The organism is Streptomyces galbus, assembly GCF_005280195.1.
Classification (GTDB): Bacteria; Actinomycetota; Actinomycetes; order Streptomycetales; family Streptomycetaceae; genus Streptomyces; species Streptomyces galbus.
In genome coordinates this window covers 288,201-306,993 of the sequence record NZ_SZPR01000031.1, presented here as the reverse complement: position 1 = coordinate 306,993, position 18,793 = coordinate 288,201, and the positions used below count along the sequence as shown (strand labels likewise).

Below are 18,793 nucleotides of genomic sequence, written 5' to 3'. Positions count from 1 at the left end.
CGGGCCCGGTGCCGTGGGTCACAGCACCGGGCCCGCGGGCGGCGGGGTCGTCGTCGGCTACTTCGTCCACTCCGCCCACGACAGGTTCCAGCCGTTGAGCCCGTTGGACGGGTCCACCGTCGGGTCGGTGGAGTTCTTCACGACCACCACGTCGCCGACCATCGAGTGGTCGAAGAACCACGCGGCCGGCACCCCGCTGTCGTAGCCGCCGCGCACGTCGCGCAGGCCGATGCAGCCGTGGCTGGCGTTGTAGTTGCCGAAGGCGTCGCCGCCCCAGTAGTTGCCGTGCACGAAGGTGCCCGAGCCGGTCAGGCGCATGGCGTGCGGCACGTCCTTGATGTCGTACTCGCCGTCGTAGCCGACGGTGTCGCCGTTCATCCGGGTCACCGTGAACTTCTCGCTGATGACCATCTGGCCGTTCCAGGTGGCGTAGCCGGGCTTGCCGGTGGTCACCTTGAGGGTCTTGACGACCTTGCCCTCCTGCATGACCTTCATCGTGTGCTTCTTGGCGTCCACCACGGACACCTGGTTGCGGCCGACGGTGAAGGACACGGTCTTGGACTGCTTGCCGTAGACGCCCTCGCGGCCCTCGACGCCGTCCAGGTTCAGCTTCACCGTCACCTTGGTGCCGGCCTTCCAGTACTGCTCCGGCCGGAAGTCCAGCCGGTCGTTGCCGAACCAGTGGCCCCGCACGTCGACCGCCGGCACGGTGGTGACCTTGATGGCCTTCTCGACGTCCTCGGGGTGGGTGATGCCCCGGGTGAAGCGGACCGAGAACGGCATGCCCACCCCGACGGTGGAGCCGTCCTCGGGCGTGAAGGTGCCGATGAAGGTGTTGTCCGGCGTCAGCGTGGTGAAGGAGGAGTCCTCGGCGGCCGTGCGGCCCGCGGAGTCCTTGGCGACCGCGTGCACCTGGTACTTGGTGGCCGCGGCCAGGTGCGTGGCGGGCGTCCAGCCGCTGCCGTCGGCGGTGATCGTGCCGGCCACCGCCGTGCCCTTGTCGTCCTTGACGACGACCTCGGTGAGCTTGCCCTTGGCCGCGCCGACCTTCAGCGCTCCGCTGGTGTCGACGGAGGTGGCGCCGTCCTTCGGCGCGATGGTGACGACGGCCTCCGACTGGCCGCCCGCCGCCTGTGCGGACGGCTTGCCCTTGCCGTCCTGGGAACCGGAACCGGCGTCCGACCCGCCGCCCCCGCCGCAGGCGGTCACCGCCAGCAGCAGGCCGCCGACGGCCAGCGCCAGCCGCCCCCCGCGGCGCGCGTGGGCCGACGCCCCCGATATCGGTCGCACGTACACGTGTCTCTCCCCTCGCCGGGCCCCCCGGGCCCGCGCCCCTGGCGCGTCTCCCGCGCGCACTGGCGCATCGTAACCACAAGGTCAGGGGCGTGGACGGGCCGGGAATGTCACCGTTCCGTCCCAACTCCGATCACCCGGCGGAGGCCGTGTGGCGAAGCTGTGGACGAGAGGCGTCCGGAGCGGTTCCGGGGTGGGTCGGCTCCTGGTCCGGGGTCAGTTCACCGCGCTGCCCGCGACCCACTCCTTCCAGCCCATGTTCCAGCCGCCGAGCCCGTTGTCCGGCGCGACCGTCCGGTCCTCGCTGTGCACGACCTCCACGACGTCGCCGATCAGGCTCCGGTCGAAGAACCAGCCGGCCGGCGTGCGGGCGCTGCCGCCCTTGACGTCCCGCAGCCCCACGCACCCGTGGCTGACGTTGACCTTCCCGAAGGCGTACGGCGCCCAGTAGTTGCCGTGCAGGAAGGTCCCCGACTCGGTCAGCCGCATCGCGTGCGGCACGTCCGGGATGTCGTACTCGCCCTTGCCGTCGGCCTTCTTGAAGCCGACCGTGGCGCCGTTCATCCGGGTCACCTCGAACATCTCCGTCACGACCATCCGCCCGTTGTACGTGGTGGTGTCGGGAGCGCCCGCCGTGATCGGCACCGTCGCCACGAGCCGTCCGTCGCGCCGCACCTGCATGGTGTGCCGGGCCGCGTCCACCAGCGACACCTGGTCGCGCCCGACGGTGAAGGAGAACGTGCGCTGCTGCAGCCCGTACACCCCGGGCGCCCCCTCGACGTCGCGCAGACGCAGCGCGACGGTGACCCGGGTGCCGGGCCGCCAGTAGTCCTCGGGGCGGAAGTCCAGCCGGCCCCTGCCGAACCAGTGCGGGCGCACCCGCACGGCCGGCGACGCGGTGACCCGCACCGCCCGCTCCACGGCGGCCCGGTCCTCGATCTCCCGGTTGAAGCGCAGCGACACGATCATGCCGGTGCCCACCGTCGAGCGGTCGTCCGGGGTGACGTAGGCGACGAAGCGCTCGTCGGGGACGCGCGTGGTGAACCAGGTGTGCCGCGCCGAGCGGCGGCCGTCGCCGTCCACGGCCACCGCGTCCACTGTGTAGCGGGCGGCGAGCGCCAGCCGGTCCTCGTCCGGCGCCCAGGTCAGCCCGTCCCGCGACACCCGGCCGGGCACCTCGCTCTCGTGGGCGTCCTGCACGCGCTCGACCCGCACCGACTCCAGCCGCCCGTCCGGCACCCGCACCCGCAGCCGCTGCCCGGTGCGCACCCCCCGGGCGCCGTCGTCCGGGGTGACGCGGATGACGTCCCCGGCCGGGGGCGGCCCGCCCAGCATCCGGTCCAGTCCGCTCCTGCCGTCCCCCGTGCAGCCGGTGGCCCCGGCGAGGAGTGCTGCCCCTGTCACCACGGCGGCCAGTACGACCCCCGCGCGCCGCGCGCGCCCAGTTACGTCCCTCACGAGGAACCCAACGACGGGGTGCGCCCCGGGGAAACGTGAGTGCGACGCAACCTCTGGGCAGAACAGGGGGAGGACGACGCGACGGGGAGCCCGGCCGGGACGCCGGTTACCGTGGCCGCGCCGTACCAGGAGCCGACCGAAGGGGCTGAACGGTGTCCAGCGCAGCCGAGCAGGAGGCCGTGGCGGAGGGGCGTCCCACGCCGGCCGCCGTGGTGAACGGGGACCGGCGCAGGACCCCCGGGGTGCCGGTGTGGCCGGGAGCGTCCACACCGCTCGGCGCCCGCTTCCGGGCCGGCCCGGACGGGGTGGCCGGCACCAACTTCGCCCTGTGGGCGGGCGGCGCCGAGGCCGTCGAGCTGTGCCTGTTCGACGAGCGGGGCCGCGAGACCCGGGCCCGGCTGACCGAGCTGACCCACGAGATCTGGCACGGCTTCGTGCCCGGCGTGATGCCCGGGCAGCGCTACGGCTACCGGGTGCACGGCCGCTGGGACCCGTGGACCGGCGCCCGCTGGAACCCGGCCAAGCTGCTCCTCGACCCGTACGCCCGCGCCGTCGACGGCGAGTTCGGCCTGCCGCCGGAGGTGTACGGGCACGTGCGCGACTGGCCCCAGCAGCAGGTCGCCGACACCGTGCGCGACGAGCGGGACTCCGCGCCGTACGTCCCCAAGGGCGTGGTCGTCCATGACGACGACGACTGGGCCGACGACCGCCGTCCCAAGACCCCGTGGGCCGACACGGTCCTGTACGAGCTGCACGTGCGCGGCTTCACCCGGCTGCACCCCGACATACCCGAGGAGCTCCGCGGCACCTACGCCGGGCTCGCGCACCCCGCGGCGATCGAGCACCTGGTGAAGCTCGGGGTCACCGCCGTGGAGCTCCTGCCCGTCCACCAGTTCGCCCACGAGGACCACCTGCTGCGCCGCGGCCTGCGCAACTACTGGGGCTACAACTCCATCGGCTACTTCGCCCCGCACGCCGGCTACGCCTCCTCCGGGACCACCGGCCAGCAGGTCGGCGAGTTCAAGCGGATGGTGCGCGCCCTGCACGCGGCCGGCATCGAGGTCGTCCTCGACGTGGTCTACAACCACACCGCCGAGGCGGGCGAGCTGGGCCCGACCCTGTCCCTGAAGGGCATCGACAACCGCGGCTACTACCGCCTCCAGCAGGACGCCCGCCGCTACGCGGACTACACCGGCTGCGGCAACACCCTGCACGTGGTGCAGCCGCACGTGCTGCGGCTGATCACCGACTCCCTGCGGTACTGGGTCACGGAGATGGGCGTCGACGGCTTCCGCTTCGACCTCGCGGCCGCGCTGGCCCGCTCCATGCACGACGTCGACATGCTCTCCCCGTTCCTCGCGGTCATCGCCCAGGACCCGGTGCTGCGCCGGGTGAAGCTGATCGCCGAGCCCTGGGACGTCGGCTCGGGCGGCTACCAGGTGGGCGCCTTCCCGCCGCTGTGGACCGAGTGGAACGACCGCTACCGCAACGCGGTGCGCGACTTCTGGCGCCACGCGCTGCCCGACGTGCGCGAGATGGGCTACCGCCTGTCCGGCTCCAGCGACCTGTACGCCTGGGGCGGCCGGCGCCCGTACGCCTCGGTGAACTTCGTGACCGCCCACGACGGGTTCACCCTGCGCGACCTGGTGTCCTACGAGCGCAAGCACAACGAGGCCAACGGCGAGGGCAACCGCGACGGCACGGACGACAACCGCGCCTGGAACTGCGGCACCGAGGGCGAGACCGACGACGAGCGCATCCGCGCGCTGCGCCGCCGCCAGCTCCGCAACCTGCTGACCACCCTGCTGCTGTCCACGGGCGTGCCCATGCTGGTCGCGGGCGACGAGCTGGGCCGCACCCAGCGCGGCAACAACAACGCCTACTGCCAGGACAACGAGATCAGCTGGGTCGACTGGAGCCTGCTGGAGGACCCCGGCTGGAAGGCGCTGTTCGACCTCACCTCCCGGCTGATCGCGCTGCGCCACCGCCACCCGGTGCTGCGCCGCCGGGCGTTCTTCTCCGGCCGCCCGCACTCCGCGGACGGCCTGCGCGACCTGGCGTGGTTCACCGCGCGGGGCACGGAGATGACCGAGGACGACTGGTACGCCCCCGCCGCCGGCCTCGGCATGTACCTCTCCGGCCGGGACATCCCGGGCCGTGACGACCGCGGCGCGACCGTCGTCGACGACAGTTTCCTCGCGGTGCTGCACGCGGGGGAGCGCCCGGCGACGTTCGCGCTGCCGGGCCCGCCGTGGGCGGAGGAGTACGAGCTGGTCGTCGACACCTCCCGGGAGGACCAGACGGGGGAGCCGGGCGTCACGCACCGTGCGGGGACGGAGATCACCGTGCCGGCGCGGTCGGTGCTGCTGCTGCGGGTGCGGTGAGCCGACGGGGGCTTTCGTCCCGCATCCGGAGGTGAATGAGCGGTTTTCATACCCTTTGCCCCTTAAATGGTGCGGGTGACCCCCACCGACCGTCGTACCGCGCTGCGGGCGGGTGCCGGGCTGGTCGCCGCCGGGGCGTTCGCCCCGGCGTGCGCCGCGCCCGACACCGCCGGCCGTACCGCGTCCTCGTCACACACGTCACCCGCCCCGGCCACGCCCACCGCGGCCCGCGCCCCCACCCGCGCCGCCCCCGCCCCCCGTGCCTTCCCCGGTCGGCCCGCCCAGATCGGCCACGGCCCGCGCGACCGGCCCCGCGTCGCCCTCACCTTCCACGGCCAGGGCGACCCCGCCCTCGCCCGCGCCCTGCTCACCGAGGCCGAGCGGCACGGCGCCCGGGTCACCGTCCTCGCCGTCGGCACCTGGCTGGACGAGCACCCCGAGCTGGCCCGCCGCGTCCTCGACGGCGGCCACGACCTCGGCAACCACACCCACCGCCACATCGACGTCAACGCCCTGCCCGAGGCCGCGGCCCGGGACGAGATCACCCGCTGCGCCGAGCGGCTGCGCCGGCTCACCGGGTCGATCGGCACCTGGTTCCGGCCCTCCCGCGCGGCCCGCGCGACCCCGCTCGTCGAACGGCTGGCCCGCGCCGCGGGCTACCCGCACGTCCTGTCGTACGACGTGGACTCCCGCGACTTCACGTCCCCCGGCGGCCCCGCCGTCGCCCGGCAGGTCCTCGGCGAGGTCCGCAACGGGTCCGTGGTGAGCCTGCACTTCGGCTACCCGGACACGCTCGCCGCGCTCCCCGTCGTCCTCGAAGAACTCGGCCGCCGCGGACTGCACGCGGTCACCACCACGGAGCTGCTGAGCTGATGCACGCACACCCCACACCCGTACCCGCCCTGCGCCGCGCCCTGGTCGCGGGCTGCTGCCTGCTCGCCCTCGCCGCCTGCGGCACCCGGGGCGAGGACCACGGCCACGCGGCCGGCGGCACGACCAAGGCCGCCGCCCCCGCCGGGACACCGGCCGCCACCCCGGCCGTCGCCAGGGGCCTGCCCGGCATGCCGCCGCTGCTCGACCCCCGGGACGTCTACGCGGCCGACCGGCCCGGCCGGCTCTCCCCGGTCGTCAAGGACTTCCCCTCCCGGGTCTACGTCCCCAACACCGAGTCCGACACGGTCACCGTGATCGACCCCAGGACGTACAAGGTCATCGAGACGATCCCAGTGGGCCGCCAGCCCCAGCACGTCGTGCCGTCCTGGGACCTGAAGACCCTGTGGGTCAACAACGACCGCGGGAACACGCTCACCCCCATCGACCCCCGCACCGGCAAGGCCGGCAAGCCGGTCGACGTGCACGACCCGTACAACCTGTACTTCACGCCCGACGGCAGGTACGCCGTCGTGATGGCCTCCCTCGACCGCGAGCTGGTCTTCCGCGACGCGCACACCATGAAGCGGGTCAGGACCGAGCCGGTGACCTGCTACGGCGTCAACCACGCCGACTTCTCGGCCGACGGGCGGTACTTCATCGTCTCCTGCGAGTTCAGCGGCGAGCTGCTGAAGGTCGACACCGCGAAGATGAAGGTGGTCGGCCAGCAGAAGCTGCCGTTCAAGGGCGCCATGCCGCAGGACGTCAAGGTGTCCCCGGACGGCAAGCGCTTCTACATCGCCGACATGACCGCCAACGGCGTGTGGGTCCTCGACGGCGACACGTTCGCCACGCCCTCCTTCCTGCCCACCGGCAAGGGCTGCCACGGGCTCTACGTCAGCCGCGACTCACGCGAGATGTACATCTCCAACCGGGGCGAGGGCACCGTGTCCGTCTTCGACTTCACCCGCAACGCGCTGACCAAGAAGTGGCGGCTGCCCGGCGGCGGCAGCCCCGACATGGGCGGCGTCTCCGCCGACGGCAAGGTCCTGTGGCTGTCCGGCCGGTACGACGCCGAGGTGTACGCCATCGACACCCGCACCGGCGCCCAGCTCGCCCGCATCAAGGTCGGCAGCGGCCCGCACGGCCTGGCCGTCTACCCCCAGCCGGGCCGTTACTCCCTCGGCCACACCGGCGTCTTCCGTTAGCCTCCGGCGTGCCCGGTCGTCGCCGCGTCCGGGCGCCGCAGCAGCAGTTCGGCCCCCACGGGCCGGTAGCCGGCCGACTGGAACGCCCGCAGGCTGCGGGCGTTCCCCGGCGTCACCTGCGCCCACAGCGGCTCGTCGGCCAGGTGCCGGGCGGCGGTCACCAGCAGCCGCCCGAGCCCGCGCTCCCGGACGTCCTCGTCGACCTCGACCGAGACCTCCAGGCGCCCCGCGACCCCGCGCCCGGTCACCACCACCCCGCCGTCCGCCGTCCACGCGCGCACGTCGTCGCGCCGGGCCCGGGCGTACGCGGCCCGCGGGTGGTCGGGGTCCTCGATCTCCTTCAGCGCGAGCGGCGGCTCGCCCGGCAGCGGGGAGCCGACGAGCACCGCGTCGACGGTCTCGCAGCCGCGCCCGGTGCGGTCCATCAGGGCCGCCAGGAAGCGCGGGTTCATCGTCGCGGCCAGCCGGTCGCAGTCCAGGGCGGCGAGCGTGTCCCGCACCCAGCGCGGGTCCTCGTCGGTGAACACCACGGAGTGCGCGGTGAAGGACAGCACCCCCGCGTCCCGGTCACAGGGCTGCGGCAGCACCGTCGTCCGGCCGTCCGCCGGCGGGAAGACGCCCCGGGCCGCCGCGTCCAGGATGTCCCGCAGGGTGCGCCCCACCACGTGCTCCTCACGTCCGTCCGCGCGGCCGCCGCGGCCGCCCGTCCAGCCTCCCAGACCCGCTCCGGGGGACGGGAGGGTCCCGCGGGCCGTTAATCTGACCTGCGGCACTACGCCAGCACGACATGACACACGCGAGCAGAAGCGACAAAAGGGGCGGATCGGTGGCGGACATCGAAGCAGCGCGCAAGGAGTTCCAGCGGATCGACACGGACGGGGACGGGTTCATCACCGCCGCGGAGTTCAAGACCGCCCTCGCGCAGGGCGGCGACTGGAACGTCACGGAGTCGGTGGCCGAGGTCATCATCAAGACCCGTGACCTCAACGGGGACAAGGTCCTGTCCTTCGACGAGTTCTGGACCTACCTGAACAAGTAACGCGGCGCACGGGGGCCTTCGGAACACGTCCGCAAGGCCCCCGCCCGCCGTCCGTCCCTCACGCTCGCCGGGCGATCCGCACGCTCCAGCGGCCCCCGTGCCGCTCCAGCTCCAGCGGCAGGCCGAAGCACCTCCCGACCCGGTCGCCCGTGAGCACCTCGGCGGCCGGCCCCCGGGCCAGGGCCCGCCCGTCGCGCAGCAGCAGCGCGTGCGAGGTGTGCGGCGGCAGCTCCTCCAGGTGGTGGGTGACCAGCACCGTCGCCAGCCGGGGGTGCGCCGCCCGCAGCGACGCCAGCGCCTCGATCAACTGTTCCCGGCCCGGCAGGTCCAGGCCCGTCGCCGGCTCGTCCAGCAGGAGCAGCCGGGGCTCGGGCATCAGCGCGCGGGCGATCAGCGTCCGGCCGCGCTGCCCCTGCGACAGCGTCGGCCAGCGCGCCCCGCGCAGCGCGGCCAGCCCCAGCGTCCCGATCAAGTCGTCCGCCCGCCGCTCCTGTTGCGCCGTCAGACGCCAACGGGGCAGCGGCACCACCGAGTTGGTCACCCCGGTCAGCACCACGTCCCGCAGCCGCAGCGGCTCGCCCAGCGGGTGGCGCGGGTCGACGTGACCGACGTACGTGCGCAACTCCCGTACGTCCACCCGGCCGAGCCGCCGGCCCAGCACGTCGACCGAGCCCCGGGACGGATGGGTGCGCGCGCCGAGCAGGCCGAGCAAGGTCGACTTCCCGGCGCCGTTCGCGCCGAGCAGCGCCCAGTGCTCGCCGGCCCGCACGGTCAGGGACACCTCCCGCAGGATCGGCCGCCCGTCCCGCACGACGTGCACGTCCCGCGCGCACAGCACGACGTCCTCGGGCGCCGCGCTCACCGCAGCGCCCCGTTCACCGCCGACAGCACCGCCCGCACCCCGGCCTCCAGCGCCGTGGCGCCCTCGCCCGCGCCCCAGACCACGACGCCGTCCACCCGGCACTCGGCGAAGGTCAGGCCCGCGCGCTCGACCACCTCCAGGACGTCGACCGCGTGGCCGGTGCCCCCGAGCGCGTCGGCGAAGGCGGTCAGCGGGCCGCCGCCGGTGCCCTCGTGGTCGCCGGTCGTGCGCCCGTCCGTCTCCAGGGTGCACACGAACCGGTGGGTGCCCCGGCCGTCCGGGTGGCACGACCAGGAGGGCAGCCGGACCGGGCCCTCGGCGCAGCAGGCCGCCCGGAACAGCGCGTACAGCTCCTCGGGGGTCGCCTCCCGGCCGCTGTCGTCCGTCGTCCGCTGCACGGTCCGCGCGAACTGCGGCCGCATCCGCTCCGGCAGGTCCACCCCGTGGTGCGTGCGCAGCAGGTACGCCACCCCGCCCTTGCCCGACTGCGCGTTGACGCGGATCACCGCCTCGTAGGACCGGCCGAGGTCGGCCGGGTCGATCGGCAGGTAGGGCACCTCCCAGGGCGCCTCGCCCGCCGGCACCCCCGACTCGGCGGCCCGGCGGGCGTGGTGGGCGAGGCCCTTGCTGATCGCGTCCTGGTGGGTGCCGGAGAACGCCGTGTGGACGAGGTCGCCGGCGTACGGGTGGCGCGGGTGCACCGGGAGCCGGTTGCAGTGCTCCACGGTCGCCCGGACCCGGTCGATGTCCGCCAGGTCGAGCTGCGGGTCGACGCCCTGGGTGTACAGGTTGAGGGCGAGGGTCACCAGGTCGACGTTCCCGGTGCGCTCGCCGTTGCCGAACAGGCAGCCCTCCACCCGCTGCGCCCCGGCCAGCAGGGCGAGTTCGGCGCAGGCGACGCCGGTGCCGCGGTCGTTGTGCGGGTGCACCGACAGCACGACCGCGTCCCGGCGGGCCAGGTGGCGGTGCACGTACTCGATCTGGTCGGCGTAGACGTTCGGGGTGGCGATCTCGACGGTCGCCGGGAGGTTGTGGGTGACCGGGCGGTCCGGGCTCGCGTCCCACAACGCGGTCAGCCCGTCGCACAGTTCGAGGACGAAGTCCGGCTCGGTGAGGTTGAAGGTCTCCGGCGAGAACTGGAACCGGACCCGTGCGTCGTCCCCGGCCCGCCGCGCCATCCGCTCGGCGGCCGAGCGCACCGTCCGCCGCACCTGCTCCCGGCCGCGGCCGAGGACCACGTCCCGCCACACCGGCGAGGTCGCGATGTACAGGTGCACCACGGCCCGCGGGAGCCCGGCGACCGCCTCGAAGGTCCGGTCGATGAGGTCCTCGCGCGCCGGGGTGAACACCACCGGCGTCACGTCGTCCGGCACGGCGCCGTCGGTCACCAGGTGCCGCACGAAGTCGAAGTCGGCGCGGCTCGCGGACGGGTAGCCGACCTCGATCTCCTTGAACCCGGTGGCGACCAGCAGGTCGAAGAAGCGGCGCTTGCGGCCGGTGTCCATCGGCTCGGCCAGCGCCTGGTTGCCGTCCCGCAGGTCCACGGGGACCCACAGCGGGGCCCAGCGGATCCGGGCGGAGGTCCAGGCCCGCTCGGTGACGGGCACGTGGACGCGCTCGTCGTACGGTCGGTAGCGGTGGTGGGGCATGCCGCCGGTGCGCTGGGGGTTCCAGGCGGGCTGGGGTGGCGTCGGGGCCTCGGGCGCCGCGCAGGTCGCGGGGCCGGTCGGGGTGGTCATCTGCGGTCGCTGCCTTCGTCTGGGCCGGACGGTGACCGGCAGCACGGCGACCCGCGGCGGGGTGCCGGTCGCGTCAGGCCCCGCCGCGGCAGCCGAGAAGGAGACCGCGGAGCGTCATGGACGGTACGCTACGCACACCTCAGCTCCTCAGACAAGTGGGGTCCGAAGGGCGGACCCCCTCCTCCCCGAAGGGTGGTGGCGCCGTGCCCCTGGGCCCCGTCCGTCCCAGCCCCCTGGTCGAACAGGCCGCCGCCCGCCTGCGCGAGCAGATCACGAGCGGCGCGTGGCCCGTCGGTACCCGGCTGCCCGGCGAGACCACCCTCGCCAGGGAACTCGGCGTCGGCCGCTCCACGGTCCGCGAGGCGCTGCGCGCGCTGGCCGGCGCCGGGCTGGTGCGGCCCCGGCAGGGCGCGGGCGTCTTCGTCACCGCGACCGAGCCGGCCGAGGACTGGCCCGCGCGCCTGCGCCGGGCCGCCGTCAGCGACGTCTACGAGGTCCGCATGGCCGTCGAGGTCCACGCGGCCCGGCTCGCCGCGCAGCGCCGCACCCCGGACGACATCACGGCGATGGAACGCGCGCTGGCCGGCCGGCTGGCCGCGGCCGGCGCGGACGACACGGCCTTCGTCGACGCCGACATCGCCTTCCACGCGGCCGTGGTCGCCGCCGCGCACAACCCCGTCCTGGCGGACCTGTTCGGCGAGTTCACCCCCGTCCTGCGCGAGGGCCTGACCGACCTGCTGGCCCTGACCGCCCTGCGCACCGAGGACCCCGCGACGGGCCACGACGCCCACGCGGCCCTGCTGCGGGCGGTCGCGCGGGGGGATGCGGAGGAGGCGGCGCGGATCCTGCGGGCCGAGCTGGAGGACCCGTTCGGCGGGGCTCGCGGGTAGGGGGCTGACCGCCCTCACCCGTTCGCCACGCCCGCGGAATACCCCGCGCACCCCCTGGGTTGAGCCCCACCAGGAAGATGCACGTGCAAGCAACCTGGAAGGGTCCGGCATGAAGATCGGCATCATCGGTGCGGGCAACATCGGCGGCAACCTCACCCGGCGGCTCACCGCCCTCGGCCACGACGTGTCCGTGGCCAACTCCCGTGGCCCGCACACGCTCACGGAGCTGGCCGAGGAGACCGGCGCGACGCCCGTCCGGGTCGAGGAGGCGGCCCGCGGGGCGGAGGTCGTGGTGGTCACGGTCCCGCTGAAGGCGGTGCCGGACCTGCCCAAGGGGCTGTTCGACGCGGCGGCCGAGGACGTCGCCGTCATCGACACCGGCAACTACTACCCGCAGCAGCGCGACGGCCGGATCGCCGGCATCGAGGACGAGGGCCTCACCGAGAGCCGCTGGACCGAGCAGCACCTCGGCCACCCGGTGATCAAGGCGTTTAACGGCACCTACGCGCAGGACATCCTGGACCGCCACCGCCCGGCCGGGGCCCCCGACCGCGTGGCCCTGCCCGTGGCCGGCGACGACGAGGCCGCCAAGGCGAAGGTCCGGGCGCTGATCGACGAGCTCGGCTTCGACACCGTCGACGCCGGCGGCCTCGACGACTCCTGGCGCCAGCAGCCCGACACCCCGGTGTACGGCCTGCGCGCGGGCGTGGCCGAGGTCCGCAAGGCCCTGGCCGAGGCGAGCCCGGAGCGCCCGGCGGCCTTCCGCGGCTGAGCCGCCCCCGGGTGCGAGCGGCCCGCCGGACACCCGCGCCGTGTCCGGCGGGCCGCACCCGTGCGCAGGCCCCGCGCGCCGGGTCAAGCGCTCTTGGCCCAGGACAGCAGCGCCGCCTTGCTCGCGAAGTTCGCGACGTCCTTGTCCCGCGGGTCGTCCGTGTACTGGTGGAAGCGCCAGGCGGCCTTGATCCGGGGCTTGCCCGCGGTCACGTAGTCGGCGATCCAGAGGCCGTCACCGGCGTACGACGTGGTGTCGACGTTCAGCCAGAAGCTGCGGTTGCAGTAGAGCACCACCCGGTTGTCCGGCCGCAGCTCCTTCAGCCGGCGCAGGAAGCGGTCCTTCTCCGCGTTGGAGGCGTGGGTGCCCTCGCCGGTGGTCTCCCAGTCGACCGCGAGGATGTCGCCGGGCCGGTCGGGGGCCTTGGACAGGAAGTACTCCGCCTGCGCGGTGAGGTTCCCCGGCCACAGGAAGTGGTAGAACCCGACCACCAGCCCGGCGTCGCGGCCCCGCTTGGCCTGCGCGGCGAGCCGGGGATTGGTGTAGCTGCGCCCCTCGGTCGCCTTGACGAAGACGAAGGAGAGGCCGTCGGTGTCGTAGGAGGGGGACTGGTACGCGCTGACGTCTATGCCACGGAGCATGCGGAGAGCTCCTCAAGGGTGAGTGGGGCAACGGGAGTTGTTGATGCCCCACCCTGACACGCGCCACGCCCGGGGGCCGGGCTCAGCACTCGATGATGTTCACCGCCAGCCCGCCCCGGGCCGTCTCCTTGTACTTGACGCTCATGTCCGCGCCCGTGTCCTTCATCGTCTTGATGACCTTGTCCAGGGACACCTTGTGCGAGCCGTCGCCGCGCATCGCCATGCGGGCCGCCGTGACCGCCTTGACCGCGGCCATGCCGTTGCGCTCGATGCAGGGGATCTGGACGAGGCCGCCGACCGGGTCGCAGGTCAGGCCGAGGTTGTGCTCCATGCCGATCTCGGCCGCGTTCTCCACCTGCTCCGGGGTGCCGCCCAGCACCTCCGCGAGCGCGCCCGCCGCCATCGAGCAGGCCGAGCCGACCTCGCCCTGGCAGCCGACCTCGGCGCCGGAGATGGACGCGTTCTCCTTGAACAGCATGCCGATCGCGCCCGCGGCGAGCAGGAAGCGGACCACGCCGTCCTCGTCGGCGCCGGGCACGAAGTTCAGGTAGTAGTGCAGGACCGCCGGGATGATGCCCGCCGCGCCGTTGGTCGGGGCGGTCACCACGCGGCCGCCCGCCGCGTTCTCCTCGTTCACCGCCATCGCGTAGAGCGTGATCCACTCCATGGCGTGGGCCAGCGGCTCGCCCTCGGCGCGCAGCTGCCGCGCGGTCACGGCGGCCCGGCGGCGGACCTTCAGGCCGCCCGGCAGGATGCCCTCACGGCTCATCCCGCGCGCCACGCACTCGCGCATGACCCGCCAGATCTCCAGCAGACCGGCGCGGATCTCGTCCTCGGTGCGCCAGGCGCGCTCGTTCTCCAGCATCAGCGAGGAGATCGACAGGCCGGTCTCCTTCGTCAGCCGCAGCAGCTCGTCACCGGTGCGGAAGGGGTACTTCAGCACCGTGTCGTCCAGCTTGATCCGGTCCTCGCCGACCGCGTCCTCGTCGACGACGAACCCGCCGCCCACCGAGTAGTACGTCTTGCTCAGCAGCTCCGTGCCGTCGGCGCCGTACGCCCACACGGTCATGCCGTTGGCGTGGTAGGGCAGCGCCTTGCGGCGGTGCAGGACCAGGTCGTCGTCGAAGGCGAAGGCGATCTCGTGCTCGCCGAGCAGCCGCAGCCGTCCGCTCTCCCGGATCGCGGCGACCCGCTCGTCGGCCGTCTCCACGTCCACCGTGCGCGGGGAGTCCCCCTCCAGGCCCAGCAGCACCGCCTTCGGGGTGCCGTGGCCGTGGCCGGTCGCGCCCAGCGAGCCGTACAGCTCGCAGCGCACGGACGCGACGGAGGGCAGCAGCGCCTCGTTGCGCAGACGGCGCGCGAACATGCGCGCGGCGCGCATCGGGCCGACCGTGTGGGAGCTGGACGGGCCGATGCCGATCGAGAACAGGTCGAAGACCGAGATGGCCACGGGTGACTCCTCAATGCGGGGGGTGGTGCGAGATGCCTGCCGGGTGCCCCGCCCTCTCACGAGTGTGCGGGGCGCCCGGCGGAAACGGGAACTACTGGCCCAGAGCGGGGTACAGCGGGTGCTTCTCGGCCAGCGCGACGACCCGGGCCTTGAGGGCCTCGGCGTCGTAGGACGGCTTGAGCGCCTCGGCGATGACGTCGGCGACCTCGGCGAAGTCCTCGGCGGTGAAGCCGCGGGTGGCGAGGGCGGGCGTGCCGATGCGCAGGCCCGAGGTGACCATCGGGGGCCGCGGGTCGTTCGGGACGGCGTTGCGGTTGACCGTGATGCCGACCTCGTGGAGGCGGTCCTCGGCCTGCTGCCCGTCGAGCTCCGACTCCCGCAGGTCGACCAGGAGCAGGTGCACGTCGGTGCCGCCGGACAGGACGTTCACCCCGGCCTCCCGGGCGTCCGCCGCGGTCAGCCGCTCGGCGAGGATCCGGGCGCCCTCCACCGTGCGGCGCTGGCGCTCCTTGAACTCCTCGGAGGCCGCCACCTTGAACGAGACGGCCTTCGCCGCGATCACGTGCTCCAGCGGACCGCCCTGGAAGCCGGGGAAGACCGAGGAGTTCAGCTTCTTGGCGAAGTCCGTGCCGCGGGCCAGGATGATCCCGCCGCGCGGGCCGCCGAGCGTCTTGTGGGTGGTGGAGGTGACCACGTCGGCGTACGGCACGGGGTTGGCGTGCAGCCCCGCCGCGACCAGGCCGGCGAAGTGGGCCATGTCCACCCACAGGTACGCGTCGACCTCGTCGGCGATCCGGCGGAACTCCGCGAAGTCCAGCTCGCGGGGGTACGCCGACCAGCCGGCGATGATCACCTTCGGGCGGTGCTCCTTGGCGAGCCGCTCGACCTCGGCCATGTCGACCAGGCCGGCGTCGTCCACGTGGTAGGCGACCACGTCGAACTGCTTGCCGGAGAAGTTCAGCCGCATCCCGTGGGTGAGGTGGCCGCCGTGGGCGAGGTCCAGGCCGAGGATGGTGTCCCCGGGCTGGGCCAGCGCGAACAGGGCCGCCTGGTTGGCGGAGGCGCCGGAGTGGGGCTGGACGTTGGCGTAGGCGGCGCCGAACAGGTCCTTGACCCGGTCGATGGCGATCTGCTCGGCCACGTCGACGTGCTCGCAGCCGCCGTAGTAGCGGCGGCCGGGGTAGCCCTCGGCGTACTTGTTGGTGAGCACCGAGCCCTGGGCCTCCATCACCGCGAGCGGCGCGAAGTTCTCCGAGGCGATCATCTCCAGCGTGGCCTGCTGGCGGCGCAGCTCGGCGTCGACCGCGGCGGCGATCTCCGGGTCGAGCTCGTGCAGGGGCGTGTTCAGAACAGACATGCGGGATCCTCAGCCGGCGGTGTAGGCGGTGTACTCGTCGGCGGAGAGCAGGTCGGCCGGCTCGTCCGTGACACGTACCTTGAACAGCCAGCCGCCCTCGAAGGGAGCGGAGTTGACCAGCGACGGGTCGTCCACGACGTCCTGGTTGACCGCGGCGATCTCACCGGAGACGGGCGCGTACAGCTCGCTGACCGACTTGGTGGACTCCAGTTCGCCGCAGGACTCGCCCGCGGTCACGGTGTCGCCGACCTCGGGGAGCTGGACGAAGACCACATCGCCGAGCGCGTTGGCCGCGTGCTCGGTGATACCGACCGTCGACACGCCGTCCTCGGCGGCCGACAGCCACTCGTGCTCCTTGCTGTAGCGAAGCTGCTGGGGGTTGCTCATGGCCTGAATTCTCCTGTACGCGGGGGAGTGCTGGTGAAGAGGGGACTGCCGACGGCACGTGTGACCTGCGGACATGTGTCCGAGGTCACGTGCGGACGCCGGGGCACGGGCACCGGGACGCGGGCGCCGACGGCACCGGGACGGACGGCCCCGGGGTGCGGGCGCCGCGCGCCCAGTGTCTACTTCCGGCGCTTGTAGAACGGCAGCGCCACGACCTCGTACGGTTCGTGGCTGCCGCGGATGTCGACGCCGACACCCGCCGTGCCCGGCGCGGCGTGCGCCGCGTCGACGTAGGCCATGGCGATCGGCTTGCCCAGCGTGGGCGAGGGCGCGCCCGAGGTGACCTCGCCGATCACCGCGCCGTCCGCGACCACCGGGAACCCGGCGCGCGGCACGCGGCGGCCCTCGGCGACCAGGCCGACCAGGACGCGCGGCGGGCTGGACTCGGCGCGCGCGGCGGCCTCGGTGAGCGCCTCGCGGCCCACGAAGTCGCCCTCCTTGTCGAACTTCACCACCCGGCCGAGCCCGGCGTCGAAGGGGGTCAGCTCCGCGGTCAGCTCGTGCCCGTACAGCGGCATGCCCGCCTCCAGGCGCAGGGTGTCCCGGCAGGACAGGCCGCACGGGACCAGCCCGGCGCCCTCGCCCGCCTTGGTGAGCGCCTGCCACAGCTCCTCGGCGTGCTCGGGCTTCACGAACAGCTCGAAGCCGTCCTCGCCGGTGTAGCCGGTGCGGGCGATCAGGGCGGGCACGCCGGCGACGGTGCCGGGCAGGCCGGCGTAGTACTTCAGGCCGTCGAGGTCGGCGTCGGTGAGCGCGGCGAGGATCCCGGGCGACTGCGGGCCCTGGACGGCGAGCAGCGCGTAGGCGTCGCGGTCGTCGCGCACCTCGGCGTCGAAGCCGGCCGCCCGCTCGGTCAGCGCGTCCAGCACGACCTGGGCGTTGGAGGCGTTGGCGACGACCAGGTACTCGGTCTCGGCGAGCCGGTAGACGATCAGGTCGTCCAGGATGCCGCCGTCGGCCTGGCAGATCATGGTGTAGCGGGCGCGGCCGACGCCCACGGAGGCGATGTTGCCGACCAGGGCGAAGTCCAGCAGCGCCGCGGCCTGCGGGCCGGTCACCGCGATCTCGCCCATGTGGGACAGATCGAACAGGCCAGCCCGGGTCCGCACGGCGAGGTGTTCCTCGCGCTCGGAGCCGTAGCGCAGGGGCATGTCCCAGCCGGCGAAGTCGGTCATCGTCGCGCCGAGGGCGCGGTGCACGGCGTCCAGCGCGGTACGGCGCGGTTCGGTACTGCTCATCGGTCGGTCGTCTCCCAGGGCATACGGGACGGGGGCGAGGAACGGTCCTCCCCATCTGTCATCGGAACCTGAGAGGTTCGCCGTGATCCCCGCAGGGAGTGGTCACGGCTTGCACCTTGGGTGGGGCCGCCGGTCGGGGCGGCCCGCTTTTCAGATGTGCCTCGCCCGCGCGGTAACGGGGCCTGAGAGATTCAAGGGAGGGACTTGCTCCTTCGGCGCCCCGGGCGGTCCAGAGGGGACCCGGGGACTCTCCCGCGCGGATTCAAACGGCCGGTATGCAGTTGGCGGGCTCATCATTGCACGCCGGGGCGGCGGGCGGCAGGCCGGATCTGTAACCGGCTTGTGGCGGTACGCGCATACCGCCGTGAGCCACCGGGCATTACCTTCTCTTTACGCTCGACGGGGAGGGGACCGACACCCGGCCCCAGGGGAGGACGATGACGGTGGACAGGACCACGGCGTACGCGAGCACCCCGGCGGTCGCGCTGCCCGCGCAGGGCACCGCCCCGTCCCGCACGACCCGGGCCGGTGAGCGCGTCGCGGTGGTGCGCGACCTGCGCGACCGGGCCGGCCGCGGACCGCGCGCCCTGCTGTTCGGGCCGCGCGACGTGGTCGTGATCACCGGGCTGCCCGGCAGCGGCAAGTCCACGCTGATGCGGCGCGCGGCCGCCGGCCGGGGCGTCGACTCCCAGGACACCCGCGACCGCTGGGACGCGCGCCTCGCCGGCGTCCTGCCGTACGCCGCCTACCGCCCGCTGGTCCGCCTCGCCCACTACGCCGGGCTGCGGCGCGCCCTGCGCTCCGGCGAGGGCCTCGTGGTGCACGACTGCGGGACGCAGAGCTGGGTGCGCGCCTGGCTGGGCCGGGCCGCCCGCCGCCGGGGCGGCACGCTCCACCTGCTGCTCCTCGACGTCCCGCCCGGCACGGCGCTGGAGGGCCAGCGCGAGCGCGGCCGGGGCGTCTCGCGCTACGCCTTCTCGCGCCACCGCCGGGCGGCCGCCCGCCTGCTGCGCGCGGTGGAGCGGGGCACCCTGCCCGACGGCTGCGCGTCGGCGGTCCTGCTGGACCGCGCCGCGGCGGACGCCCTGACCCGGATCGGCTTCACCGGCTGAGGGTCCCGGGTCCCCCCGCCGTCCGGGGCGTCC

Annotated in this window: 17 protein-coding genes and 2 riboswitches; of the genes, 7 read left to right on the top strand and 10 right to left on the bottom strand. The window is 73.9% G+C overall.

Annotated features, from left to right (window positions below; all coding sequences use genetic code 11):
- Positions 1 to 57: 57 nt before the first annotated feature.
- Both E4U92_RS32030 and E4U92_RS32025 read right to left on the bottom strand, forming a co-directional pair.
- A complete protein-coding gene (locus tag E4U92_RS32030) occupies positions 58 to 1,296 on the bottom strand; it encodes a L,D-transpeptidase (RefSeq protein WP_137303931.1) in 1,239 nt (412 codons plus the stop codon).
- A 213-nt stretch (positions 1,297 to 1,509) separates the two neighbouring features.
- Positions 1,510 to 2,751 carry a L,D-transpeptidase gene (locus E4U92_RS32025; protein WP_137303930.1) on the bottom strand — a complete coding sequence of 414 codons (1,242 nt, stop codon included), beginning with the start codon at positions 2,749 to 2,751 and terminating at the stop codon, positions 1,510 to 1,512.
- A 152-nt stretch (positions 2,752 to 2,903) separates the two neighbouring features.
- Here E4U92_RS32025 and glgX point away from each other — a divergent pair, with 152 nt between their 5' ends.
- From glgX to E4U92_RS32010, 3 genes are all read left to right on the top strand, one after another.
- Positions 2,904 to 5,135 carry a glycogen debranching protein GlgX gene (gene glgX, locus E4U92_RS32020; protein ID WP_137303929.1) on the top strand — a complete coding sequence of 744 codons (2,232 nt, stop codon included), beginning with the start codon at positions 2,904 to 2,906 and terminating at the stop codon, positions 5,133 to 5,135.
- Between the two features lie 75 nt (positions 5,136 to 5,210).
- The gene (locus tag E4U92_RS32015) at positions 5,211 to 6,008 is read left to right on the top strand and encodes a polysaccharide deacetylase family protein (protein WP_229863024.1); all 798 of its coding nucleotides are present in this window, start codon (positions 5,211 to 5,213) and stop codon (positions 6,006 to 6,008) included.
- On the top strand, positions 6,008 to 7,213 hold the full coding sequence (locus E4U92_RS32010; RefSeq protein WP_137303927.1) for a YncE family protein: 1,206 nt from the start codon (positions 6,008 to 6,010) through the stop codon (positions 7,211 to 7,213). Before E4U92_RS32015 ends, E4U92_RS32010 begins: the two co-directional genes overlap by 1 nt.
- On the opposite strand, the gene E4U92_RS32005 is transcribed toward E4U92_RS32010, so the two are convergent.
- Positions 7,210 to 7,875, bottom strand: a complete 666-nt coding sequence (locus E4U92_RS32005; protein WP_137303926.1) for a GNAT family N-acetyltransferase — start codon at positions 7,873 to 7,875, stop codon at positions 7,210 to 7,212. The genes E4U92_RS32010 and E4U92_RS32005 overlap by 4 nt on opposite strands.
- A gap of 164 nt (positions 7,876 to 8,039) precedes the next feature.
- Here E4U92_RS32005 and E4U92_RS32000 point away from each other — a divergent pair, with 164 nt between their 5' ends.
- Complete coding sequence (locus tag E4U92_RS32000; RefSeq protein WP_137303925.1) at positions 8,040 to 8,252, top strand: EF-hand domain-containing protein; 213 nt, start codon at positions 8,040 to 8,042, stop codon at positions 8,250 to 8,252.
- Between the two features lie 58 nt (positions 8,253 to 8,310).
- Here the strand turns inward: E4U92_RS32000 and E4U92_RS31995 are convergent, their stop codons facing one another.
- Positions 8,311 to 9,114, bottom strand: coding sequence for an ABC transporter ATP-binding protein (locus tag E4U92_RS31995; protein WP_137303924.1), 804 nt, complete (start codon positions 9,112 to 9,114; stop codon positions 8,311 to 8,313).
- The gene (locus tag E4U92_RS31990) at positions 9,111 to 10,853 is read right to left on the bottom strand and encodes a 2-isopropylmalate synthase (RefSeq protein WP_137303923.1); all 1,743 of its coding nucleotides are present in this window, start codon (positions 10,851 to 10,853) and stop codon (positions 9,111 to 9,113) included. Before E4U92_RS31990 ends, E4U92_RS31995 begins: the two co-directional genes overlap by 4 nt.
- 203 nt (positions 10,854 to 11,056) lie before the next feature.
- On the opposite strand from E4U92_RS31990, the gene E4U92_RS31985 reads away from it, so the two are divergent.
- Both E4U92_RS31985 and E4U92_RS31980 read left to right on the top strand, forming a co-directional pair.
- The gene (locus E4U92_RS31985) at positions 11,057 to 11,743 is read left to right on the top strand and encodes a FadR/GntR family transcriptional regulator (RefSeq protein ID WP_137303922.1); all 687 of its coding nucleotides are present in this window, start codon (positions 11,057 to 11,059) and stop codon (positions 11,741 to 11,743) included.
- Positions 11,676 to 12,515, top strand: a complete 840-nt coding sequence (locus tag E4U92_RS31980; RefSeq protein WP_268253537.1) for an NADPH-dependent F420 reductase — start codon at positions 11,676 to 11,678, stop codon at positions 12,513 to 12,515. Before E4U92_RS31985 ends, E4U92_RS31980 begins: the two co-directional genes overlap by 68 nt.
- A gap of 83 nt (positions 12,516 to 12,598) precedes the next feature.
- Here the strand turns inward: E4U92_RS31980 and E4U92_RS31975 are convergent, their stop codons facing one another.
- The 5 genes from E4U92_RS31975 to gcvT form a co-directional block, all read right to left on the bottom strand.
- Positions 12,599 to 13,156 (bottom strand): glycoside hydrolase family 25 protein, encoded by a 558-nt coding sequence (locus E4U92_RS31975; protein WP_137303920.1) that lies wholly within the window; start codon positions 13,154 to 13,156, stop codon positions 12,599 to 12,601.
- Between the two features lie 82 nt (positions 13,157 to 13,238).
- A complete protein-coding gene (locus E4U92_RS31970) occupies positions 13,239 to 14,606 on the bottom strand; it encodes an L-serine ammonia-lyase (RefSeq protein ID WP_137303919.1) in 1,368 nt (455 codons plus the stop codon).
- 91 nt (positions 14,607 to 14,697) lie between these two features.
- Positions 14,698 to 15,963 (bottom strand): serine hydroxymethyltransferase, encoded by a 1,266-nt coding sequence (glyA, locus tag E4U92_RS31965; protein ID WP_137303918.1) that lies wholly within the window; start codon positions 15,961 to 15,963, stop codon positions 14,698 to 14,700.
- Positions 15,964 to 15,972: 9 nt separating this feature from the next.
- Positions 15,973 to 16,350, bottom strand: a complete 378-nt coding sequence (gene gcvH / locus E4U92_RS31960; RefSeq protein WP_137303917.1) for a glycine cleavage system protein GcvH — start codon at positions 16,348 to 16,350, stop codon at positions 15,973 to 15,975.
- Positions 16,351 to 16,529: 179 nt separating this feature from the next.
- Positions 16,530 to 17,648 carry a glycine cleavage system aminomethyltransferase GcvT gene (gcvT, locus tag E4U92_RS31955; RefSeq protein WP_137303916.1) on the bottom strand — a complete coding sequence of 373 codons (1,119 nt, stop codon included), beginning with the start codon at positions 17,646 to 17,648 and terminating at the stop codon, positions 16,530 to 16,532.
- Between the two features lie 45 nt (positions 17,649 to 17,693).
- Positions 17,694 to 17,808, bottom strand: a riboswitch (glycine riboswitch).
- Positions 17,809 to 17,913: riboswitch (glycine riboswitch) on the bottom strand.
- Positions 17,914 to 18,085: 172 nt separating this feature from the next.
- Here gcvT and E4U92_RS31950 point away from each other — a divergent pair.
- Entirely contained in the window at positions 18,086 to 18,760 is a 675-nt protein-coding gene (locus E4U92_RS31950) for an AAA family ATPase (RefSeq protein WP_137303915.1), read from the top strand.
- The last annotated feature ends 33 nt before the right edge of the window (positions 18,761 to 18,793 follow it).